Origin of the sequence: Paenibacillus pabuli NBRC 13638, assembly GCF_001514495.1 — a bacterium.
In the GTDB taxonomy this organism is placed as follows: Bacteria; Bacillota; Bacilli; order Paenibacillales; family Paenibacillaceae; genus Paenibacillus; species Paenibacillus pabuli.
Genome location: NZ_BCNM01000015.1, coordinates 105324 through 122102 on the forward strand (window position 1 = coordinate 105324; position 16779 = coordinate 122102).

A 16779-nucleotide genomic window follows, 5' to 3' on the forward strand; every position below is an offset into this window, starting at 1 on the left:
AGAAATGAAAATTGAGAAGGTGCTGAACAACAACGTAGTTACTGTGATTGATCCGGGAGGAAACGAACTGGTCGTCATGGGACGAGGAATTGCCTTCAAAAAGCATACTGGTGAAACCATTGACGAGAGTCTCGTCGAAAAAATATTCTCGCTCGAAAGCAAGGAAGTATCGCAGAAACTGAAAACGCTTCTGTCCGATATTCCAGTTGAATATGTCGAATGCTCGGATGAAATTATCCGTTACGCAGAGACCGTGTTAGGTGAGAAATTACATGAGAGCATCTACATTTCACTGACGGATCATATTCATTTTGCCATTGATCGGCATCGTCAAGGATTGCAGATCCGAAATGCACTGTTCTGGGAGATTAAACGCATGTACCGCAAGGAATATGCGATCGGCCTTAAGGCGCTGCAGATTATTGAAGAAACACTTGGCGTACTGCTGCCCGAAGACGAATGCGCATTCATCGCCATGCATCTGGTTAATGCCCAGATGAACGGTGAGATGAGGGAAACGATCAGTATCACGAATATTGTTAAGGATATTCTCAACATTGTAAGACGGAGTTTCGTGATTGAGCTGGATGAAGATTCGCTGAGTTATTATCGGTTTTTAACTCATCTGAAGTTTTTTGCTCAACGGGTACTGCAAGGAACAGCCATTGAAGATAAGGAAGAAGATAATCCGCTTCATGACTTGGTGAGTAAGCAATATCCTGAAGCACATGCATGTGCTGTTAAGATTAATGACTATACCCGCAAGATTTACAACCGGGTTTTATCCAAAGAAGAAGTTCTTTATCTGACCATTCACATTGAGCGTGTTGTCAGAAATGAACAAACAATTGAATAATTTAGGATTGTTACTACAAAAAAGGCGAAACCTAAACGTTGAATAATGATAAGCTGAAACTGCTTTGTCATTATTCAGTGTTTAGGTTTTTTTTTACCCTTCATTACACATAAAAGGAGCAAAACACAATGGATAAACAACAATTGTCCAAGGATATTTTGAAGCTTGTTGGTGGCGAAGAGAACATCGATCAAGTTACGCACTGTATGACAAGACTCCGGTTTAACCTGAATGACAACAAAAAAGCGGACAAAGCGACGCTGAAAAATACACCTGGCGTGATGGGCGTGATGGAGAATGGCGGACAGTTCCAGGTCATCATCGGGAACGATGTACCTGTCGTGTATAACGCACTTGTGGGCAACATGTCCAAATCCCCTGATGCCAAACCAGCTGCTTCAAGTGAAACAAGTAAAAAGAAAAATCCGCTGAGTGCTGTATTTGACTTCATCTCAGGCGTGTTTACACCAATCCTACCAGCGATCACCGGTGCGGGGATGCTCAAAGGTATTGTGGCATTGCTGCTTACCTTTGGATGGATTGATGCTACAAGTTCTACGTATATCATTTTGTCGGCGATTGGTGATGGTGCATTCTACTTCCTCCCAATCATACTGGGGATCAGTACAGCACGTAAGCTGGGCAGCAACATGTACATTGGCGCGGCGATTGGTGCATCTGTTATGCACCCGACGATTACGGCATTGCTCGCACCTGGGGAGAATGTATCATTCATCGGTTTGCCAGTTGTAGCAGCGACATATGCATCATCGGTTATTCCGATTCTGATTGCGATCTGGCTGGCTTCTTATGTAGAGAAAGCCATTGATAAAGTTACACATGCATCTCTTAAGTTAATTGTTGTACCTACAGTTACTTTGCTTATTATTGTTCCTGTGATGATGATCGCTGTAGGACCACTTGGCGTTATTATCGGTAACGGTTTAACAGACGGTATTAACTGGTTGTTCAACAACGCAGGTTTGTTTGCAGGTTTGCTTGTGGGCGGTGCATTCTCACTCCTCATTATTACAGGTATGCACTATGCACTGGTTCCGATCATGATCGGTTCCATTGCAACATTGGGATATGATTACTTGATTCCGCTTATGATGATGGCAAACTTTGCACAAGCAGGTAGTGCTCTGGGTGTTTCTCTAAAATCCAAGAACAAACAAATCAAGTCCCTGTCTGCATCAACGGGTGTTACTGCGCTTATGGGAATTACAGAACCGGCAATGTACGGGGTTAACATGCGCTTCAAGAAACCATTTGTCGCAGCCCTGATTGGTGCAGCAATTAGTGGAGCGTTCATCAGTTTCTTCCAAACTAAAGCTTATGTAATGGGTGGTCTGGCGGGCCTGTCTGGTATTCCGATGATTATCGGCCCTACATTTGTTTATGCACTGATCGGAATTATTATTGCTGTTGTAGTTTCAGCAGTTCTGACGTACATCATTGGATTTGAAGATGTTCCTGAAGCAGTATCAGCCGCTGCAGCAACACCAGCTGTTGAACCTACAGCACCAGCAGCAACGACTTCTGCTTCCAAAGTAACTGAAGAAGCTAAAGTACAGAATCAAGACGTATTCAGCCCGATTACAGGTGAAGTTAAACCATTGAGCGAAGTTCCAGACCCTGCATTCTCCGAAGAGATTATGGGTAAAGGTTTTGCGATCCAGCCGTCTGAAGGCCGTGTCGTTTCTCCGATCAACGGAACGGTATTCTCCCTGTCGAAGAGTGGACACGCTATCGGTTTGGTGAGCGACAATGGCGCTGAGATGCTAATTCACATCGGGATTGATACCGTGAAATTGAAAGGTCAATTCTTCTCCCCTAAAGTCCAAGCAGGAGCGAAGGTTGCCGTTGGTGATGTACTGATGGAATTCGACCGGGAAGAGATTGAAAAAGCCGGTTACACAACGATTACGCCAGTCATCATTACAAATATGCATCAATATCATTCAATTGAGTCTTCAGGACGTACAACGGTTAAAGAACAAGAATTGTTGTTTACGGCAAAAGCTTAGACGAACATCAAAAAGCAGCAGTCTTTGCGGATGGAATTCCGCCAAGGCTGCTGTTTTTTGTATATGGACGATATTCTTCATGGCTGATATTTGCTGGAGGCTAAACCGAGCGAGAAGGCAGGAGCTCCTGAACCAATTGCACAAAATGCTGTGCGGGCTTGGACAGATGGCGATTGCGATGCCACACAAGCGCAGAATCTACGGCGGATTGCGCATCTTGAATACGATAGACATGAAAAGGATGCTCATGATAAAGCTGCAAAACCGTATGGGGCACGATAGAGCTTGCAAAACCGAGTCGCACAAGTTCCAGCAACATGTTAATATCCGAGCATTCGCCAGCAATGGAAGGATTCACGTGATGCTCACGGAATTTCTGCAATATCAGTTCGAACATCCCGAGTCCTTCGGTACTGGGAAGCAAGAGAGGGATGTCGGCTAGCTTTTGAAAATAAATCCCGCTCTCATCCGCTGAACCCATCGGTGTAGAGGAAATATAGAAGAGTGCTTCCTGCGGTAGATGCAGCACTTCATATTGTTCTGTTTTGACAGGCATTCGCACACAGGCAAGCTCGATTTTGCCTTCCCCCAAGAGCTGGCAGAGCTGTGCAGATTCATTTTGCTGAATTTTATAGGTCACCTGGGGGTGTGTTGTTCGAAACTGCTGAAGCGCTTGCGGGATCAAACGATCTGATATGGTATTAATGCCAAGCGACAGCTTGCCCCGAATGCCGTAGCGAAAGCTCTGCATTTCCATGACAGCTTCCTCCATGTATTTGGTCATTGTGACCGCATAATCATAGAAGCTTCGACCCGCCTGTGTCAGCTCCATGCTGCGTCCTTTGCGTTCAAACAAAGCCACGCCGAGCTCGTCTTCCATCAGTTTGAGCTGTTGGCTTAGAGGAGGCTGAGCCATGTGTAGTCTGCGCGCTGCCGCCGTGATCTGTCTCTCCTCGGCAATCGCGATGAAATAGCGACATTGTTTGATATCCAAGTGTGTTCTCCTTATTTACAGCGATATGTTTTTCATATGGGAAACCAATAAAACATGTATTTTTAATATACGATTATTCTATGTTAACATACATAAGGTTTAAACACTGCAAATCATATATGTGGATTATCATCTATCGAATATATGCCGTAAGGATGGCGACGAAGTGGAGAGTGAAGGTGCGATGCTGAAAACAATACATGCAGCTGCTGAAGCTGGGCATACGGATGATGTGCTGCGGTTTATCGCACAAGGGACTGGAGTGAATGACCGGGATGCGCGAGGACGGACGCCTCTGATGGCCGCAGTACATGGAAACAAGCCAGAGACGGCAAGTGCTCTACTTGAAGCTGGAGCGGACGTGAACATTCAGGATCAACGACTGGACAACATGCTGCTGTATGCCAGTGCGGAAGGTTTGCGTAAAATGGTCGAACTGGCTATAAAAGCAGGTGCCGATCCTCGGCTTACGAACCGATTTGGAGGCACAGCTTTGATTCCTGCTTCAGATCGAGGCCATGTCGAGATTGTTGAGATCCTTCTGAGGTGCACGGATGTGAACGTGAATCATATCAACCATCTGGGCTGGACAGCTTTGCTGGAAGCGGTCATTCTGGGGGATGGCGGGACTCGCCATCAGCAGATCATTGCATTACTTTTACAATATGGTGCTGATCCTTTTATCGTTGACCGGGATGGAGTTACAGCACTTGAGCATGCTCGCAAGCACAATTATAAAGAAATGGAGCGAATCCTAACTCAATCATGAACAGACATCAAGAGCAATCTTTGCAAAATAATATCAAGGGTGCGTCATCGCTTGCATTGGCAGGCATTCAGTGGTTTTTCTTCCTGTTTACCAACACAGTGGTGGTACCGTTATCTATCGGACATAATTTTCAGCTATCACCGGAGGCCATTGCTGCGTCGATGCAGCATGCCTTTTTGCTTACCGGAGCTGTGTGTATACTACAGGCGTTCTTTGGACATCGTTATGCCGTGATGGATGGTCCCTCGGGGTTATGGTGGGGGCTGACCCTAAGCTTAACGGCCTCGGCTTCATCGGCAGGCATGAGTTTGGAGCGTATTGGGGGAGGGCTGGCTGCGGGTTTTCTGTTAGCTGGTCTGACAATGATGATCCTTGGTGGGCTAGGCGCGGCGCATGTGCTTCAGAAGCTGTTTACCCCTATGGTCAAGAGTGCAATGTTATTTCTGATGACGATTCAGTTGACCATGAATTTCTTCAAAGGCATGATTGGATACACCGAGTTTGGCACATTTAACTTGCCTGTAGCGGCTTTATCCGTTGCCATTGCTTTTCTTGTAGCTTTGATTCAGCTTAAGGGAAAAGGCAATCTCGGCAACTACTCCATTCTGATTGGCATCGTCACGGGATGGATTGCTTATAACTTTGTGTTCCCTGGACAGCATGCCGGGTTATCGAGTCATACTGGAGGCAGCTCGATTTCTCTATTTCCTTGGGGAAAACCTGCGTGGGAGCCGGGGATTGTAATTACCGCTTTTTTTGTCGGGCTCGTCAATATGACCAACTCAATCACAACGTTAAGTTCAGTGGAAAAAATATACAAGGCGCAGACGTCAGATCAACAGTATAAACGTTCGTATATGCTGACTGGCGTGTTTACCATGTTATCCGCATGTGTAGGTGTACTGCCCTTTGGTCTGTTTGCTTCGTCTATCGGATTTCTGGAGAGCACTCGCATTCTGCGTCGGGCTGCATTTGTAGTGGGGGCAGGCCTGTTATGTATTTTGGGTCTTACACCTTCAGTGACAGCCTTTTTTGCACAAATTCCCCCCAGTGTGGGCAGTGCGGTACTGTTTGTAGCTTATCTGCAAATGTTCGGGACAGCGTTAAGAACACTGGAGGGAACAACTTTTAACTCCAAAACCATCTATCGTGTAGCATTGCCCGTTCTCACGGGTGTTGCTGTAATGAACATTCCTGCGGAAGCCTTTCAGGCGTTGCCTATGTATCTTGTACCGATCATTAGCAATGGACTCGTCATCGGGGTCGTGGTGTCACTTTTGCTTGAAATCACGGTGAACTGGTCCAAAATGGAGCACACGGCTGAGGCCGGTAAAGCTGCTTAAACGTTATTTATTGAAACAGTCCATATATGGGCTGTTTTTTTAGGTCTGCCGAAGCTTACTTCACCATAATTTTGCCTTGTCCGGCAAGCATTCTCATCTCTCTGGATAAACGCTCGTGATTACCTTCCGGAATCTCAAGCTGTACACCGTAATGCCATTGGTTATTCTCTTCTTTGCCCCAGCGCAATGTCCCTTCCAAATATAAGGGGTCTTCAAAAAGCAGCAAATTCATGCCGATCCGAATTTCATTGGACTCGACATGCAGGTTTAACGGAAACGAAAGCTGGCAGCCGGATCGGCTGATATCGCATAATTCCGCCTGAATGGGTTTGGATGGTGCAGATACTCCGTTAATGCTGAGTATAAAGATTTCAAACGTTATGGGTTCTTTTAAAGTATAGCGGAAAGGTTCTCTTCTAAGGTTGATTGACATAGTTTCCTCCACAAAATCAAAAAAAGTCAGTTATGATTATATCGTCCATTTTGCTATTAAAATGAAGAGGTGAGTTCTTGTTTGCAAACACCTTCTATTAACCTCATATACAACATGAACTGAGATAGCTCTTGTGTTCCTTTAAGCCGTTTGCCGGGCTTGATATAATGGTTGGATAGGGTTCTGATTATCTCATGCGGATCAGAGGGGAAGGGAGCAGATATTATTTAAATAAGGAAGGGGAGACGTAGAATGAACGGGAAATTTGAAGTCTTTACGGATACGGCAGCACTGTGCCTGTATGATCTGGCGGCGCTTAAGCATCGGATGGAAGACACACCAGACTGGTGGTCTATTGCAGAGGATGAACTGACTGAGGTAAATGCAGGTAACGTTTTGTTTCTGAACCTGGGTGACGATGGACAGTATGAGGTGCAATGGAGTCTGGATGATTCGGTTAAGGAAGTGGGGACGGCAGAGGTGTACTATATCCGAGTTCCTTCCGGTAATGTATATTTGGGGGCGGCAGAGGATGTCACTGGTGGTGAACTGGAGCCGGATGAGTCGTGCGGGGGTATGTTGCTCCAGTTGGAACCCGGAAATTATGCGTGCAGGGTAACGAAGGAGAATAATCAAATTTCGATTTCCATGAAGGCCAGTCTGCAAAGTGAGAATCGTTTGAGTGACTTGATTCGAATCTAACACTATAGGTACGTGAGTGAACAAGATTCATTTGCGAATTATGAAATAGAGACAGGTCACCAAGGGCGGGACATGATCCCTTTTAGGAGCAGATTGAAGGAGGCATCCGGACATGTATATATCCCAATTGGAACGCATACGGAAAAAATTGGAGAAAATCAAAATTATGGACCCGGAGCGGAATCTGTTTGGTGCGGAAAATCATCAATATGAAATGGCTCCAGTATGGACATTGGACAAGATTAAGGCATTTGAACGGGAATGGAAGATAGAACTGCCTGAAGCGTATCAAGCTTTTTTGCTTGTAATTGGAAGTGGCGGAACAGGTCCTTATTATGGGCTGGAAAAACCTGAGAACGGTGTGTATCTGGTGATGGATTATGAGGATGAGTTGAATGCCATTTCCGAGCCGTTCCCACATGTGGAATCCTGGAATTGGGATGTGGACTGGTACGATGACAGTAAGGAAGAGGACGAGTGGGCAGCGCTTGAACATGACTATTATGATCCGAAATGGTCGGCAGGGATGCTGCGAATCAGTGACTTTGGCTGTGGCGTGTCACTCAATCTGATCGTGAAGGGATCTTCCTATGGAGAGATTTGGACCGATGATCGGGCGAACAGTAATGGAATTTATCCGGATCATTATATGGGCAACACGGAGCGGCTGGGTTTTCTGGATTGGTATGAATTATGGCTGGACCGCTCGATCAATGAATTGAATGAGCAGGAGTAGTAGCTTTTAGCTAACTTTAAAGCAGATGGGAGCAGCTACGAATCAGGATGACACTGAGCTGGATTGGTTTGAACTTTAAATATTGATGCGGCAATCAATACAAGAGCTTCCTCCTCAGGATTAGGCGGGGCTTTTTTGTGATGGGAAATAAATAAAAAACGGTTTGGCTTGTTCATCCGTCTTAAACCACAGAAAGAGAGAGAAGGAGGGGGTGCGGGGTGGAAACCAAAGCCGAGATGAAAAAGATGCTATTTGTACAGAACGAAGATGAGACGGTGTTTGTCCAATCCATCATGGAGCATCAGGACACGCTGATCTCCATTGCCTACAGTTACCTGCGTAATCGTCACGATGCACTTGAAGCGGTGCAGGAGATGACATGCCGGGCCTGGATCAAGCGTCGCTCTCTGAAAAATGAGAAGGCGTTCAAATCGTGGATTATTCGTATTCTGATCTACGTGTGCATTGATGAACAAAGGCGTCGCAAACGGGCCACACCACTGCCGAGCGAAGGGTTGGAGGAGGCGATATCCGAGCCTGCCATTGCAGGATGCAGTGATAACAGACTTGCGATGTGGTCCATGCTTGAGAAAATCAAACCCAAATACCGCCACGTATTACTGCTGAAATACTATAACGACATGACGTCGATTGAGATTGCCTCCATTCTCGGCAAACCGGAGGGCACCATCAAGACCTGGCAGCATAAAGGGTTGGAACTGTTACGGAAACAGATGAAGAACAGGGGGGATTGGCATGACAACTAGTCCGGAGAAACGGGCACTTTTCGCAGATGCTTCTCAGGCTAAGCTGGAGAGACAGCAATTGAACCCAGCGGACACGGCCTTTGCCATTCAACGAGGTCTGGCAAAGGCAAGAACCCGGCGAATGACAAGTCATGTGCAATTAAAGTGGATTACGGCGGTGCTCGTAACCGCTTTGGCAGCCGGTTGGCTGCTGCTGGGTCCGCTTGGCAGTTCCACACCACAACAGGCAACCTATAGCGCACCTACACAGTATTGGGGAGTACTTGAACCTTTTCGGGAGTTGGCTGGAAAAGATGTAGACGGCAACACGATTTCATCCGCAATTAACAATGGTTATGTGCAGCTCGTGAATCGTTCTGTGAAGTCAGGAATATATCAGTTAACCGTCAATGCAGTGATGGCGGATGAAAACAAGATGATCGTATTGTACACAGCCCAGACGGATGCTTCCCAGGAAATATATTCGGTTCCCAAAACGAGTATGGTCAATGGCATGACGAACCAATCGCTTGGCTATAGCGGTATAAGCAGCCTGTATAGCTCCAATGGAAAGTATACACTTTATGGACGCAGCACCGTTGAAATGGATGGGAATACACCGCTTCCTGGACAAGTGAAGTTCAATTTTCGCATTTCATCTGTAGTTCCTGACCTGCTGGCTGACACGAATAAGGTTAAAAAAGATACCAAATACCAATTTTCGAAACCGATGGAAGTGAGCTTCGATCTGGACCCTAAATTTTCGGTACCCAAGACAGAGAAGATCGAACTTAATCAGTTATTTACGATTGGGGGTCATGAGGTATTGTTATCTGAAGCAGAGGTATCACCACTTATGACACGGGTAAGATTTATCTATGAACCTAATCAAAAAATTGATTATAAAACTAAACTCTCCGTCAGTGATGTGGTTAACCCTATCGAGATTGTATCCATGTCCAAGGACGGGCAGAAGACCAAATTGTCCGGTGTATCAGGTAATGGGACGGAAGATGGGATGATCTATTCCTTCAGCAGCAATCTTCTGGATGACCCACAGTCCCTGGTATTGAAGCTCCGTGGTGAACCGGGCAAAGTTTACGATGATTTGCAGGAAGCCGAGAAACATATGCTGGAACTGAAAATCAAATAGGATTAGAGGAAGGACGATACAACGTCATGTCTTTTGCAGATGACATCGTGTCGTCTTTTCATTTTTCTTATACAGGGACTGCCGTTGCAAAACTTCAGGCTCCAACTACTGGATCGATCACGTGACGTTCTCTGGCCACAGTTATAACTTCGGCGGCAGTGACCGAGCTCCAACTATAGCTATGAAGTTCAAACAGCCAGTTACGCACGCGAATTTGTCATCAAGTATGCAGGTTCGTCTAACACCACACTTGTATTTGGAAAGTAGGTTTGAACGTCAAAAGCCCGTATCTTCTGATGCGGGTTCTTAGGCATTGAGCAAACTATATTAGATTCATAAAATAGTAGTACATATTATATTCTTTCATATATTAAAATTTGATCATTAAATTCCGATATACATAACGTATGTTTTCATGTTTGTGAAGACCTAATGTACTAGAATAAAGCCCTAGGATTTTGCGATTTAACCATAAGCAAGGACCATAGACTGATAAAGCATAGTACAGAAATGTTTCACATCCATATTTATCTCATAAAAAGGACGGGAAATTCATGAATCGTTATGATGAAATCATCTGGAAAAGGAACAAACTGATCTGTATCATCCTGTGGGTTATTGTTGCCATCGGTTTTGGTATGGCCTTTCTGGAACCCAAGCTACTTGTTTCGAGTGGAGTAGCTATTTTATTCACTGGTTGGGTAACGTACGCCAATATCAAAAAGAAGTATATTCATGTGATCCCGTGGTTGTGTACACTCCTGATTACAATCTGTGGCGTCTATGCAGGCTGGGGAAGTGTTAACATCACTTTAAGTCTGGTGATCACTTCAGTGTTATTGCTCTATCCCGACAAAAAACTGTTCACAACCGGATTTCTCGTGTTGCTTGCTATTAGTATTCTTCAGGTTGTTCTACTGGAAACAAAGAGCTCCGAGGAGTTTATTGGCCATATTGTGGATGTGGGATTGTTTGCACTTACCGGAGCTATTCTGATGCTGGTTTCCCAGTTGAATCAAAGACTCTTTTGGGATAGCGAAGCGCGTTGGCAAGAGGTGGAGCATTCCAAAATGAGAGTGGAAACGATGCTAGTAAGGGTCAAAGAATCCGTAGAGGGCCTCTCTCGTTATACGGACCAACTGAAGCAAAAAGTAACCGATACCGGCTCCATCACCCATGAAGTAACGCTTGGATTCAGCGAAGTCGCCAAAGGCGTTGAATTTCAGGCCACCAGTGTGGCTGAAATTTCAGAGTCCTTGTCCTTGTCGGATCAGCATATTCGCGATGTTGCTTCCTACTCACTTCAGATGAAAGAACTGTCAGCCAGCATGGCAACGAGCACGGAAACAGGCAGTGCGCAGATGGATCAACTGAATGTTCAGATGCAGGAGCTGTATGAAACGATTAATACCACAGCCGATGATATGAGTAAGTTTAACGAGGAAAGTGAGTCCATGTCGCTAATGCTGAACAGTATCTCGGATATTGCGAACCAGACGAATCTGCTTGCGCTCAATGCAGCGATCGAAGCAGCGCGTGCAGGTGAACATGGACGCGGGTTTGCAGTCGTGTCGGAGGAAGTTCGCAAGCTGGCAGAACACTCTGGTCAATCAGCCAATGAGATTGGAACCATTTTGTTCCGATTGAAAGGACAGACTCAGGCGTTGACGGATCGATTCGAGCGGATTCGCCTCGCTTTAAAAGCAGGTAAAGATAGTGTGCAAACGGCAGAAGAGGTCTTCCGTACAATCAATAGTAACTCTCAGCAAGTGTTGAATCAGGCGGCCGATATGGAGAGCAGTTCCGTCACCATGAGGGATTCTTCTACGAAAGTGGTTAATGAGGTATCGGAAATTTCAAGTGTGACCCAGGAATCGAGTGCCGCTACGGAAGAAATTCTTGCCAGTATGGAAGAACAGCGCAATCTGACCCAGAAGATGGTGGATAGCTTCGGAGAACTGGAGCAACTGATTGTGGACCTGAACGAATTGGTGTCGGACGAAAACGAAGTACGTTCTACAACCGGTACCCTGTAAAAATAAAGCAGGGCTGAAACCGGCCTGCTGCATCCGAGTCACCTAACATACCTACCTATGCTACATTCGAATTTCAATCTACTGAGCCTGTCTCCAATCATGATGCGGAGGTAGGCTTGGTTGTTTTAGATGGGTTACCGCGCTGCCCGTTTACAACGAAACAATTGTGGATGTTCATCCGGGCCCACTATAATGGAAGAATAAGAATTTGTATAAAAGAGTACTGGCAGGAAGTTTGGGTAATTGGGGGAGCAGAACGTGAATAATGCAGTAAAGGAAAAGGAGCTCGAGCGCTGCGTTCGTATAGATACAGCGAAGTGTGAGGAACGTGATCATCGCGTTCGTATCTATGATCGGAACTCGCTAGAAGACATAGACTGGCCCAATACGAAGGATGGCAGGTATGCAAGAGCCTACTTGGAACCCATGATGTTGCAAGGAACACGGGACTTCATTGTAAACGTAAACACAACCCTGCTCATTGCCCGGATCGACGATCTTGTTCTTCCGTTGACGGTAAATGAGGCAGAGTATGAAAATTCTTACGTTTGTTCGCCTTATACGCATTATGTGCGGTATGCCAAGCAGGAGTTGATGCTGCTTCGGAAACCATTGCTGGAAAAAGGGCTTTCCGCGCTGCTCAGTGTGGTGGGGTGGGGAATGCAGCGATCACAAATAAACAAGGTTGTACACGTCAACAACTGGCTGTTATCAACGAACTTGTATCCGGCGATGTCCGGTGAGCAGGCGGTTTGTCTGCTTGCAGCAGTAAGGGAACGTTATCCTGAGCATGCTGTCGTATTTCGCTCTTTGTGCCCAGAGCTTCACTCCGATCTGACGAGCAAGCTGAAGCAAGCAGGCTGTCAACTGATTCCGAGCCGGCAAATCTACTTGTATCGGGCGAATGATCCAAGTTTCGGCAATGCGAAGTCGCGATGGCTGCTGAAACGGGATTACGAATTGTTCGCCAAGCACGGATATGAAATCGTTTCACAAGCGAATCTGACGGATGCGGATATTTCACGAATCGCGGAGCTGTACAGACTGTTGTACCTTGAAAAATACTCTTATGACAATCCACAATTCAGTGAACATTTCATTGCCACAGCAAAAGCTTCTGGAGCGCTGACCCTGTATGGTCTGCGGAAGGAAGGACGTATCGATGCGGTTATGGGATACTTCTCCCGGAATGGGGTGATGACAACGCCGCTGTTCGGTTACGATACGGCGCTGCCCCAGTTTACCGGGCTGTACCGCATGCTATCGGCCTGCCTGATTGGACAGGCTCGCGAAAATGGTCATCTGCTGCATGAGAGTGCTGGTGCGGCGCAGTTCAAGCGCAACCGCGGGGCTGTGGCGGATTTCGAGTATTCCGCCGTGTATGAGCGGCATCTGCCCTTGGGCAGACGCTGGTGCTGGCTGCTGCTTGATCGGCTTCTGAACCGCGTGGGTGTGCCGCTAATGCGTCGGATGAAGCTGTAAGCATGTACAATTAGCACACGACACTCGCCTCCATACATAATCATGCCTGATCAAGTATGTTCGGCCAGCTGCACTTCGAAGCCATCGGGGTCGGCTATGTAAATAAACTGCAGATGCGGATTGGGTTGAACAGGGCCTCGTACAATCGGGATGCCTAATGCGGCGAGCTGCTCCATGGCTTCGTCCAGCGATCTTACCTCATAGCCGATCGACACACCGGCCTCTGGCTTAAGGATGGTTTCGCTGCCTTCAATCAGTTCCAGTTTCGTTTCGTTTTCGGGGCCCAGCATGGCAATCTGCCGTCCACGGCTTTCAAATCTGCGCTGAATCGGCAGCCCCAGCATACCGTGGTAGAACTGGAGCGAAGCTTCCAGATCGCGTACCCGTAGTGTGATCCAGTTTAGTCTGATCAACATAGGTGAACCTCTCCTTTATGGCGTCAATATTCATAAACGTTATACTTATTATACGATAAGCCTGTGCGTGGGCCTACCAAGACAACGAAAGGTTTGAGCAGTGACAAGAGCAGCTTGCGAAAGTGGTGACGTGCTGTTGAGGTGTTTATTGGAATTCAGGCTCTTGCCCAGCAGTTTAAAATTGAATTCAAAAAAACTGCCCGAGAATATTCTCGGGCAGCTTGGCTAAGAGTGCCGTTCACAGTGAACGGGCACTTTTTTTATTGAATCAGATCAATTGCATCCTGTGGCACAAAGGCTTCTACGCCATTGTAGACAATCACGCCATCCAGGGTTGTCTTTTTGCCGTTCACGAGTGCTACGTTTTTGTAGATTTGCAGTTCCAGCTTGGTGTTGCCCTTGGTTACGAGGATCTTCGGATTTTTGGCATCCGTCAGATCGAGCTTGTACGTTGCTCCTTTGGCAGTAAAAGCCTGTTTGGCGGGCACAAACAATTGTTTGCTTACGCTGTCGAGGTCAAGGTCCAGCACGCGTGCCATGTATTTGGCCACATCCGTGTTGTCGATGACACCAAAAGGTCGATCATTGTTCGGAGCATACGTATACAGTACAACATCTCCGCCCGTATGACCGCCAGTGGTCCAGCCGATGCCCGAACGTTTGCTGATCATCGGTCCAACCGCATAATTGAGGCTTCCTGGGCTGGCCGCTTTGATGGCCGCGATTTCCTCGGAAGTCAGGTCGGTAATCCCATAGTATTGCTTCATCACAGCTTTGATATTGGTACGTTTGGCATTGAGCTTGGACTCAACACCTTCGCCTGTCAGCTTGGCCTTTTTCAAAGGTCCGATAAATGTGGACAACGGCTCTTTATCGTAAGTGCCTGTAGTGGAGGCGTTACCGATAGTCAATCCACCGTTCTGGTGATCCGTTACAGCGACAACGACGGTTTCTTGATCTTTTTTGGCAAAGTCCATGGCTACTTTCACAGCATCGTCAAATGCCAGCACATCACTGATAATGCCGATTGGATCGTTGGCATGGGCTGCCCAGTCCACTTTGCTGCCTTCGACCATCAGGAAGAAGCCGTCTTCATCTTTGGAGAGCACTTCAATGGCTTTAGAAGTCATCTCGGCGAGGCTTGGCTGTTTTGCTGGATCACGATCCATGTTATAGGCCATGCCTGCCGGGGCAAACATGCCCCACAGCTTTCCTGAAGTGGAAGCTTTCATCGCTGACGGAGTAGTCACATAGTCATAGCCCAGTGCTTTAATGGAAGAGACCAGATTTTCGCCATCTTTGCGTCCCGCAGGCTCCAGATAACTGCTTCCTCCACCGAGAACAACGTCCATACCGTTATAGACCTGCTGTTTGCTCAGCGCATCATAGTTTTTACGATCCGGATAATGGGCCGAGAAGTCAGCCGGTGTAGCGTGCATAATTTCGGATGTCGCAATAATGCCAGTTGCTTTGCCTGCCAGTCTGGATGCTTCGAGGATAGAAGCGACCGGTTTCTTGGCATCTCCCGGGGCGATGGCCTTTTGTCCAGGCATTGTCGCTTTATCCGGCAGCACTCCGACATATCCTGTATGTGATTTGTGACCTGTGGCAAAGGCTGTTCCCGCAGGGGCTGAGTCCGCAATCGCCGCATCTGCAGAGTGAGTACGAACCATGCCGCTAGCCATGGAGTCCAAGGTAAGAGAGGAACCCTTGTACCAACGGGCCAGAGCGGTGGCATCGTTAGCCATACCGTCAGGAATGAGTATGATGACATTTTTGATTGGTGAACTAGAAGGTGTTGAGATGGTGTCTTCCACAGCCCAAGCTGCACTACTGCCTCCCAGCGTAGCCGTAACTATCGTCGTTACCGCGAGCATCATTTTGGCCGCACGGGTATTGAATCGGTTTAACATGAACACATCCTCCTAATAATATGTATAGTTTGGTATCCAAAACCCAGTGTATACAATGAATGATAAGTGAGCGTATGCACTGGATTAACTAAATGTAAAGTTTACGATTAGGGAGAAGAAATCGAATCAAAAAAATGAAGAGGAGTAAGGTTGGAACCGTTCTGTATATTAAGGTTTACACTGGTTGTTTATGGAGAGGTTTACAGCGGAACTTCAGTTCGGTATGATTTTTGTATTGAAATATGTGTCTGAAGAAGCGGAGTGTGGACAAGGAGGTGTGCGAATGTATTACCGTATCGGAATTGTTGGGCCGAAGCCGTCCATCGAGCGTACCAAGCGTGCTTTGCACGAGCAGAATCTGGGGGCGAGTTTTGAGCTATACCCGTATGAACACGCCAGGGAAACGGGGGACATTATTACCAGGAACCGAGAGAATGTACACGGGTGGGTGTTTACGGGTCCGATTCCCTATCTGACAGCCCAAGCCGTGTTGCATGAAAAAGAACATGCCATCTACTGTCCGCCTACAGGGGCCAGTTTATATAAAGCAATGCTCCAAGCCGTTTATACATTGGACAGCCCCGTGAAAGATGAGACCAACCGGGAACTGGAGCGGCGGGTGCGGCAGATCATTGAGCACAGCGCTGCAATGCATGAGTTAAGCTCAACGGTGGAGGTGATCGGCGGCGCAATCCCCATCCGGTGTGATATGGAACTTGCAGAGCTTGCGGTACGGGAAGCGGAAGGCATCGCCGGGTTCACCTGTGCCGAGGTCATTTCCGATAGTGCCGCACTTGGCAGTGAGGATGCCAGTTATATGATCCGGCGGGTGCAGGAGCAAGGGGGAAAGGCCACGTATATGATCGTTGGCAGCGAACTGCCTGCCCCACATCACCACCCGGAATTCGATATCGATGAAGCGGTATTGGCTCCGGCCGTGGAACTGCTGGAGAGATTGGCGCGATCGCTGGATTAAGTGTACTTCATTCAAAAGAGCCATCCATGTAGGGATCACTCCCTAGTCATGGGTGGCTCTTTGCTTCGGGTCCTTAGGGGAGTTCATAATGAGAATGACTAAAAAGGTATTGCGAGCGCTTTCATTTTGTGCTAACATCTCCATAACAACAGGGTTGTAACCGATCTCTCGGGCAATACCTGTACCGGTTCATT

The 16779-nt window shown here is 47.0% G+C and carries 15 protein-coding genes and 1 pseudogene; 12 read left to right on the top strand and 4 right to left on the bottom strand.

From position 1 onward, the window contains the following. Positions 1–4 precede the first annotated feature (4 nt). On the top strand, positions 5–856 hold the full coding sequence (gene licT / locus PPA03S_RS20300) for a BglG family transcription antiterminator LicT (RefSeq protein ID WP_062325659.1): 852 nt from the start codon (positions 5–7) through the stop codon (positions 854–856). Between the two features lie 128 nt (positions 857–984). Next, positions 985–2886: a beta-glucoside-specific PTS transporter subunit IIABC gene (locus PPA03S_RS20305; RefSeq protein ID WP_062325661.1), complete on the top strand. Its 1902-nt coding sequence runs from the start codon at positions 985–987 to the stop codon at positions 2884–2886. A gap of 100 nt (positions 2887–2986) precedes the next feature. On the opposite strand, the gene PPA03S_RS20310 is transcribed toward PPA03S_RS20305, so the two are convergent. After that, on the bottom strand, positions 2987–3880 hold the full coding sequence (locus tag PPA03S_RS20310) for a LysR family transcriptional regulator (RefSeq protein ID WP_062325663.1): 894 nt from the start codon (positions 3878–3880) through the stop codon (positions 2987–2989). Between the two features lie 166 nt (positions 3881–4046). Between PPA03S_RS20310 and PPA03S_RS20315 the strand changes: the two genes are divergently transcribed. Both PPA03S_RS20315 and PPA03S_RS20320 read left to right on the top strand, forming a co-directional pair. Continuing rightward, the gene (locus PPA03S_RS20315) at positions 4047–4649 is read left to right on the top strand and encodes an ankyrin repeat domain-containing protein (RefSeq protein ID WP_369691091.1); all 603 of its coding nucleotides are present in this window, start codon (positions 4047–4049) and stop codon (positions 4647–4649) included. Further along, the gene (locus PPA03S_RS20320; RefSeq protein WP_062325665.1) at positions 4646–5992 is read left to right on the top strand and encodes a uracil/xanthine transporter; all 1347 of its coding nucleotides are present in this window, start codon (positions 4646–4648) and stop codon (positions 5990–5992) included. Before PPA03S_RS20315 ends, PPA03S_RS20320 begins: the two co-directional genes overlap by 4 nt. A 55-nt stretch (positions 5993–6047) precedes the next feature. On the opposite strand, the gene PPA03S_RS20325 is transcribed toward PPA03S_RS20320, so the two are convergent. After that, the gene (locus PPA03S_RS20325; protein WP_062325667.1) at positions 6048–6425 is read right to left on the bottom strand and encodes a PilZ domain-containing protein; all 378 of its coding nucleotides are present in this window, start codon (positions 6423–6425) and stop codon (positions 6048–6050) included. A gap of 252 nt (positions 6426–6677) precedes the next feature. Here PPA03S_RS20325 and PPA03S_RS20330 point away from each other — a divergent pair, with 252 nt between their 5' ends. From PPA03S_RS20330 to PPA03S_RS20355, 7 genes and pseudogenes are all read left to right on the top strand, one after another. Beyond that, on the top strand, positions 6678–7127 hold the full coding sequence (locus tag PPA03S_RS20330) for a DUF6386 family protein (RefSeq protein ID WP_062325668.1): 450 nt from the start codon (positions 6678–6680) through the stop codon (positions 7125–7127). Positions 7128–7239: 112 nt separating this feature from the next. Next, positions 7240–7863: an SMI1/KNR4 family protein gene (locus PPA03S_RS20335; protein ID WP_062325671.1), complete on the top strand. Its 624-nt coding sequence runs from the start codon at positions 7240–7242 to the stop codon at positions 7861–7863. A 218-nt stretch (positions 7864–8081) separates the two neighbouring features. After that, a complete protein-coding gene (locus PPA03S_RS20340; RefSeq protein ID WP_245683681.1) occupies positions 8082–8630 on the top strand; it encodes an RNA polymerase sigma factor in 549 nt (182 codons plus the stop codon). Continuing rightward, positions 8620–9762, top strand: coding sequence for a DUF4179 domain-containing protein (locus PPA03S_RS20345; protein ID WP_062325672.1), 1143 nt, complete (start codon positions 8620–8622; stop codon positions 9760–9762). Before PPA03S_RS20340 ends, PPA03S_RS20345 begins: the two co-directional genes overlap by 11 nt. A gap of 94 nt (positions 9763–9856) precedes the next feature. After that, a pseudogene (locus PPA03S_RS34515) lies at positions 9857–9925 on the top strand (hypothetical protein); the annotation flags it as partial. Between the two features lie 391 nt (positions 9926–10316). Then, positions 10317–11798 carry a methyl-accepting chemotaxis protein gene (locus tag PPA03S_RS20350; RefSeq protein ID WP_062325674.1) on the top strand — a complete coding sequence of 494 codons (1482 nt, stop codon included), beginning with the start codon at positions 10317–10319 and terminating at the stop codon, positions 11796–11798. A 258-nt stretch (positions 11799–12056) separates the two neighbouring features. Further along, positions 12057–13280, top strand: a complete 1224-nt coding sequence (locus tag PPA03S_RS20355) for a GNAT family N-acetyltransferase (protein ID WP_082704244.1) — start codon at positions 12057–12059, stop codon at positions 13278–13280. A gap of 50 nt (positions 13281–13330) precedes the next feature. Here PPA03S_RS20355 and PPA03S_RS20360 read toward each other — a convergent pair whose 3' ends face one another. Together PPA03S_RS20360 and PPA03S_RS20365 are read right to left on the bottom strand one after the other, a co-directional pair. Next, on the bottom strand, positions 13331–13696 hold the full coding sequence (locus PPA03S_RS20360; protein WP_062325676.1) for a VOC family protein: 366 nt from the start codon (positions 13694–13696) through the stop codon (positions 13331–13333). Positions 13697–13956: 260 nt separating this feature from the next. Next, positions 13957–15609: an alkaline phosphatase gene (locus tag PPA03S_RS20365; protein ID WP_062325678.1), complete on the bottom strand. Its 1653-nt coding sequence runs from the start codon at positions 15607–15609 to the stop codon at positions 13957–13959. 190 nt (positions 15610–15799) lie between these two features. Here PPA03S_RS20365 and PPA03S_RS20370 point away from each other — a divergent pair, with 190 nt between their 5' ends. Beyond that, positions 15800–16585 carry a M20/M25/M40 family metallo-hydrolase gene (locus PPA03S_RS20370; RefSeq protein ID WP_157284282.1) on the top strand — a complete coding sequence of 262 codons (786 nt, stop codon included), beginning with the start codon at positions 15800–15802 and terminating at the stop codon, positions 16583–16585. Positions 16586–16779 lie beyond the last annotated feature (194 nt).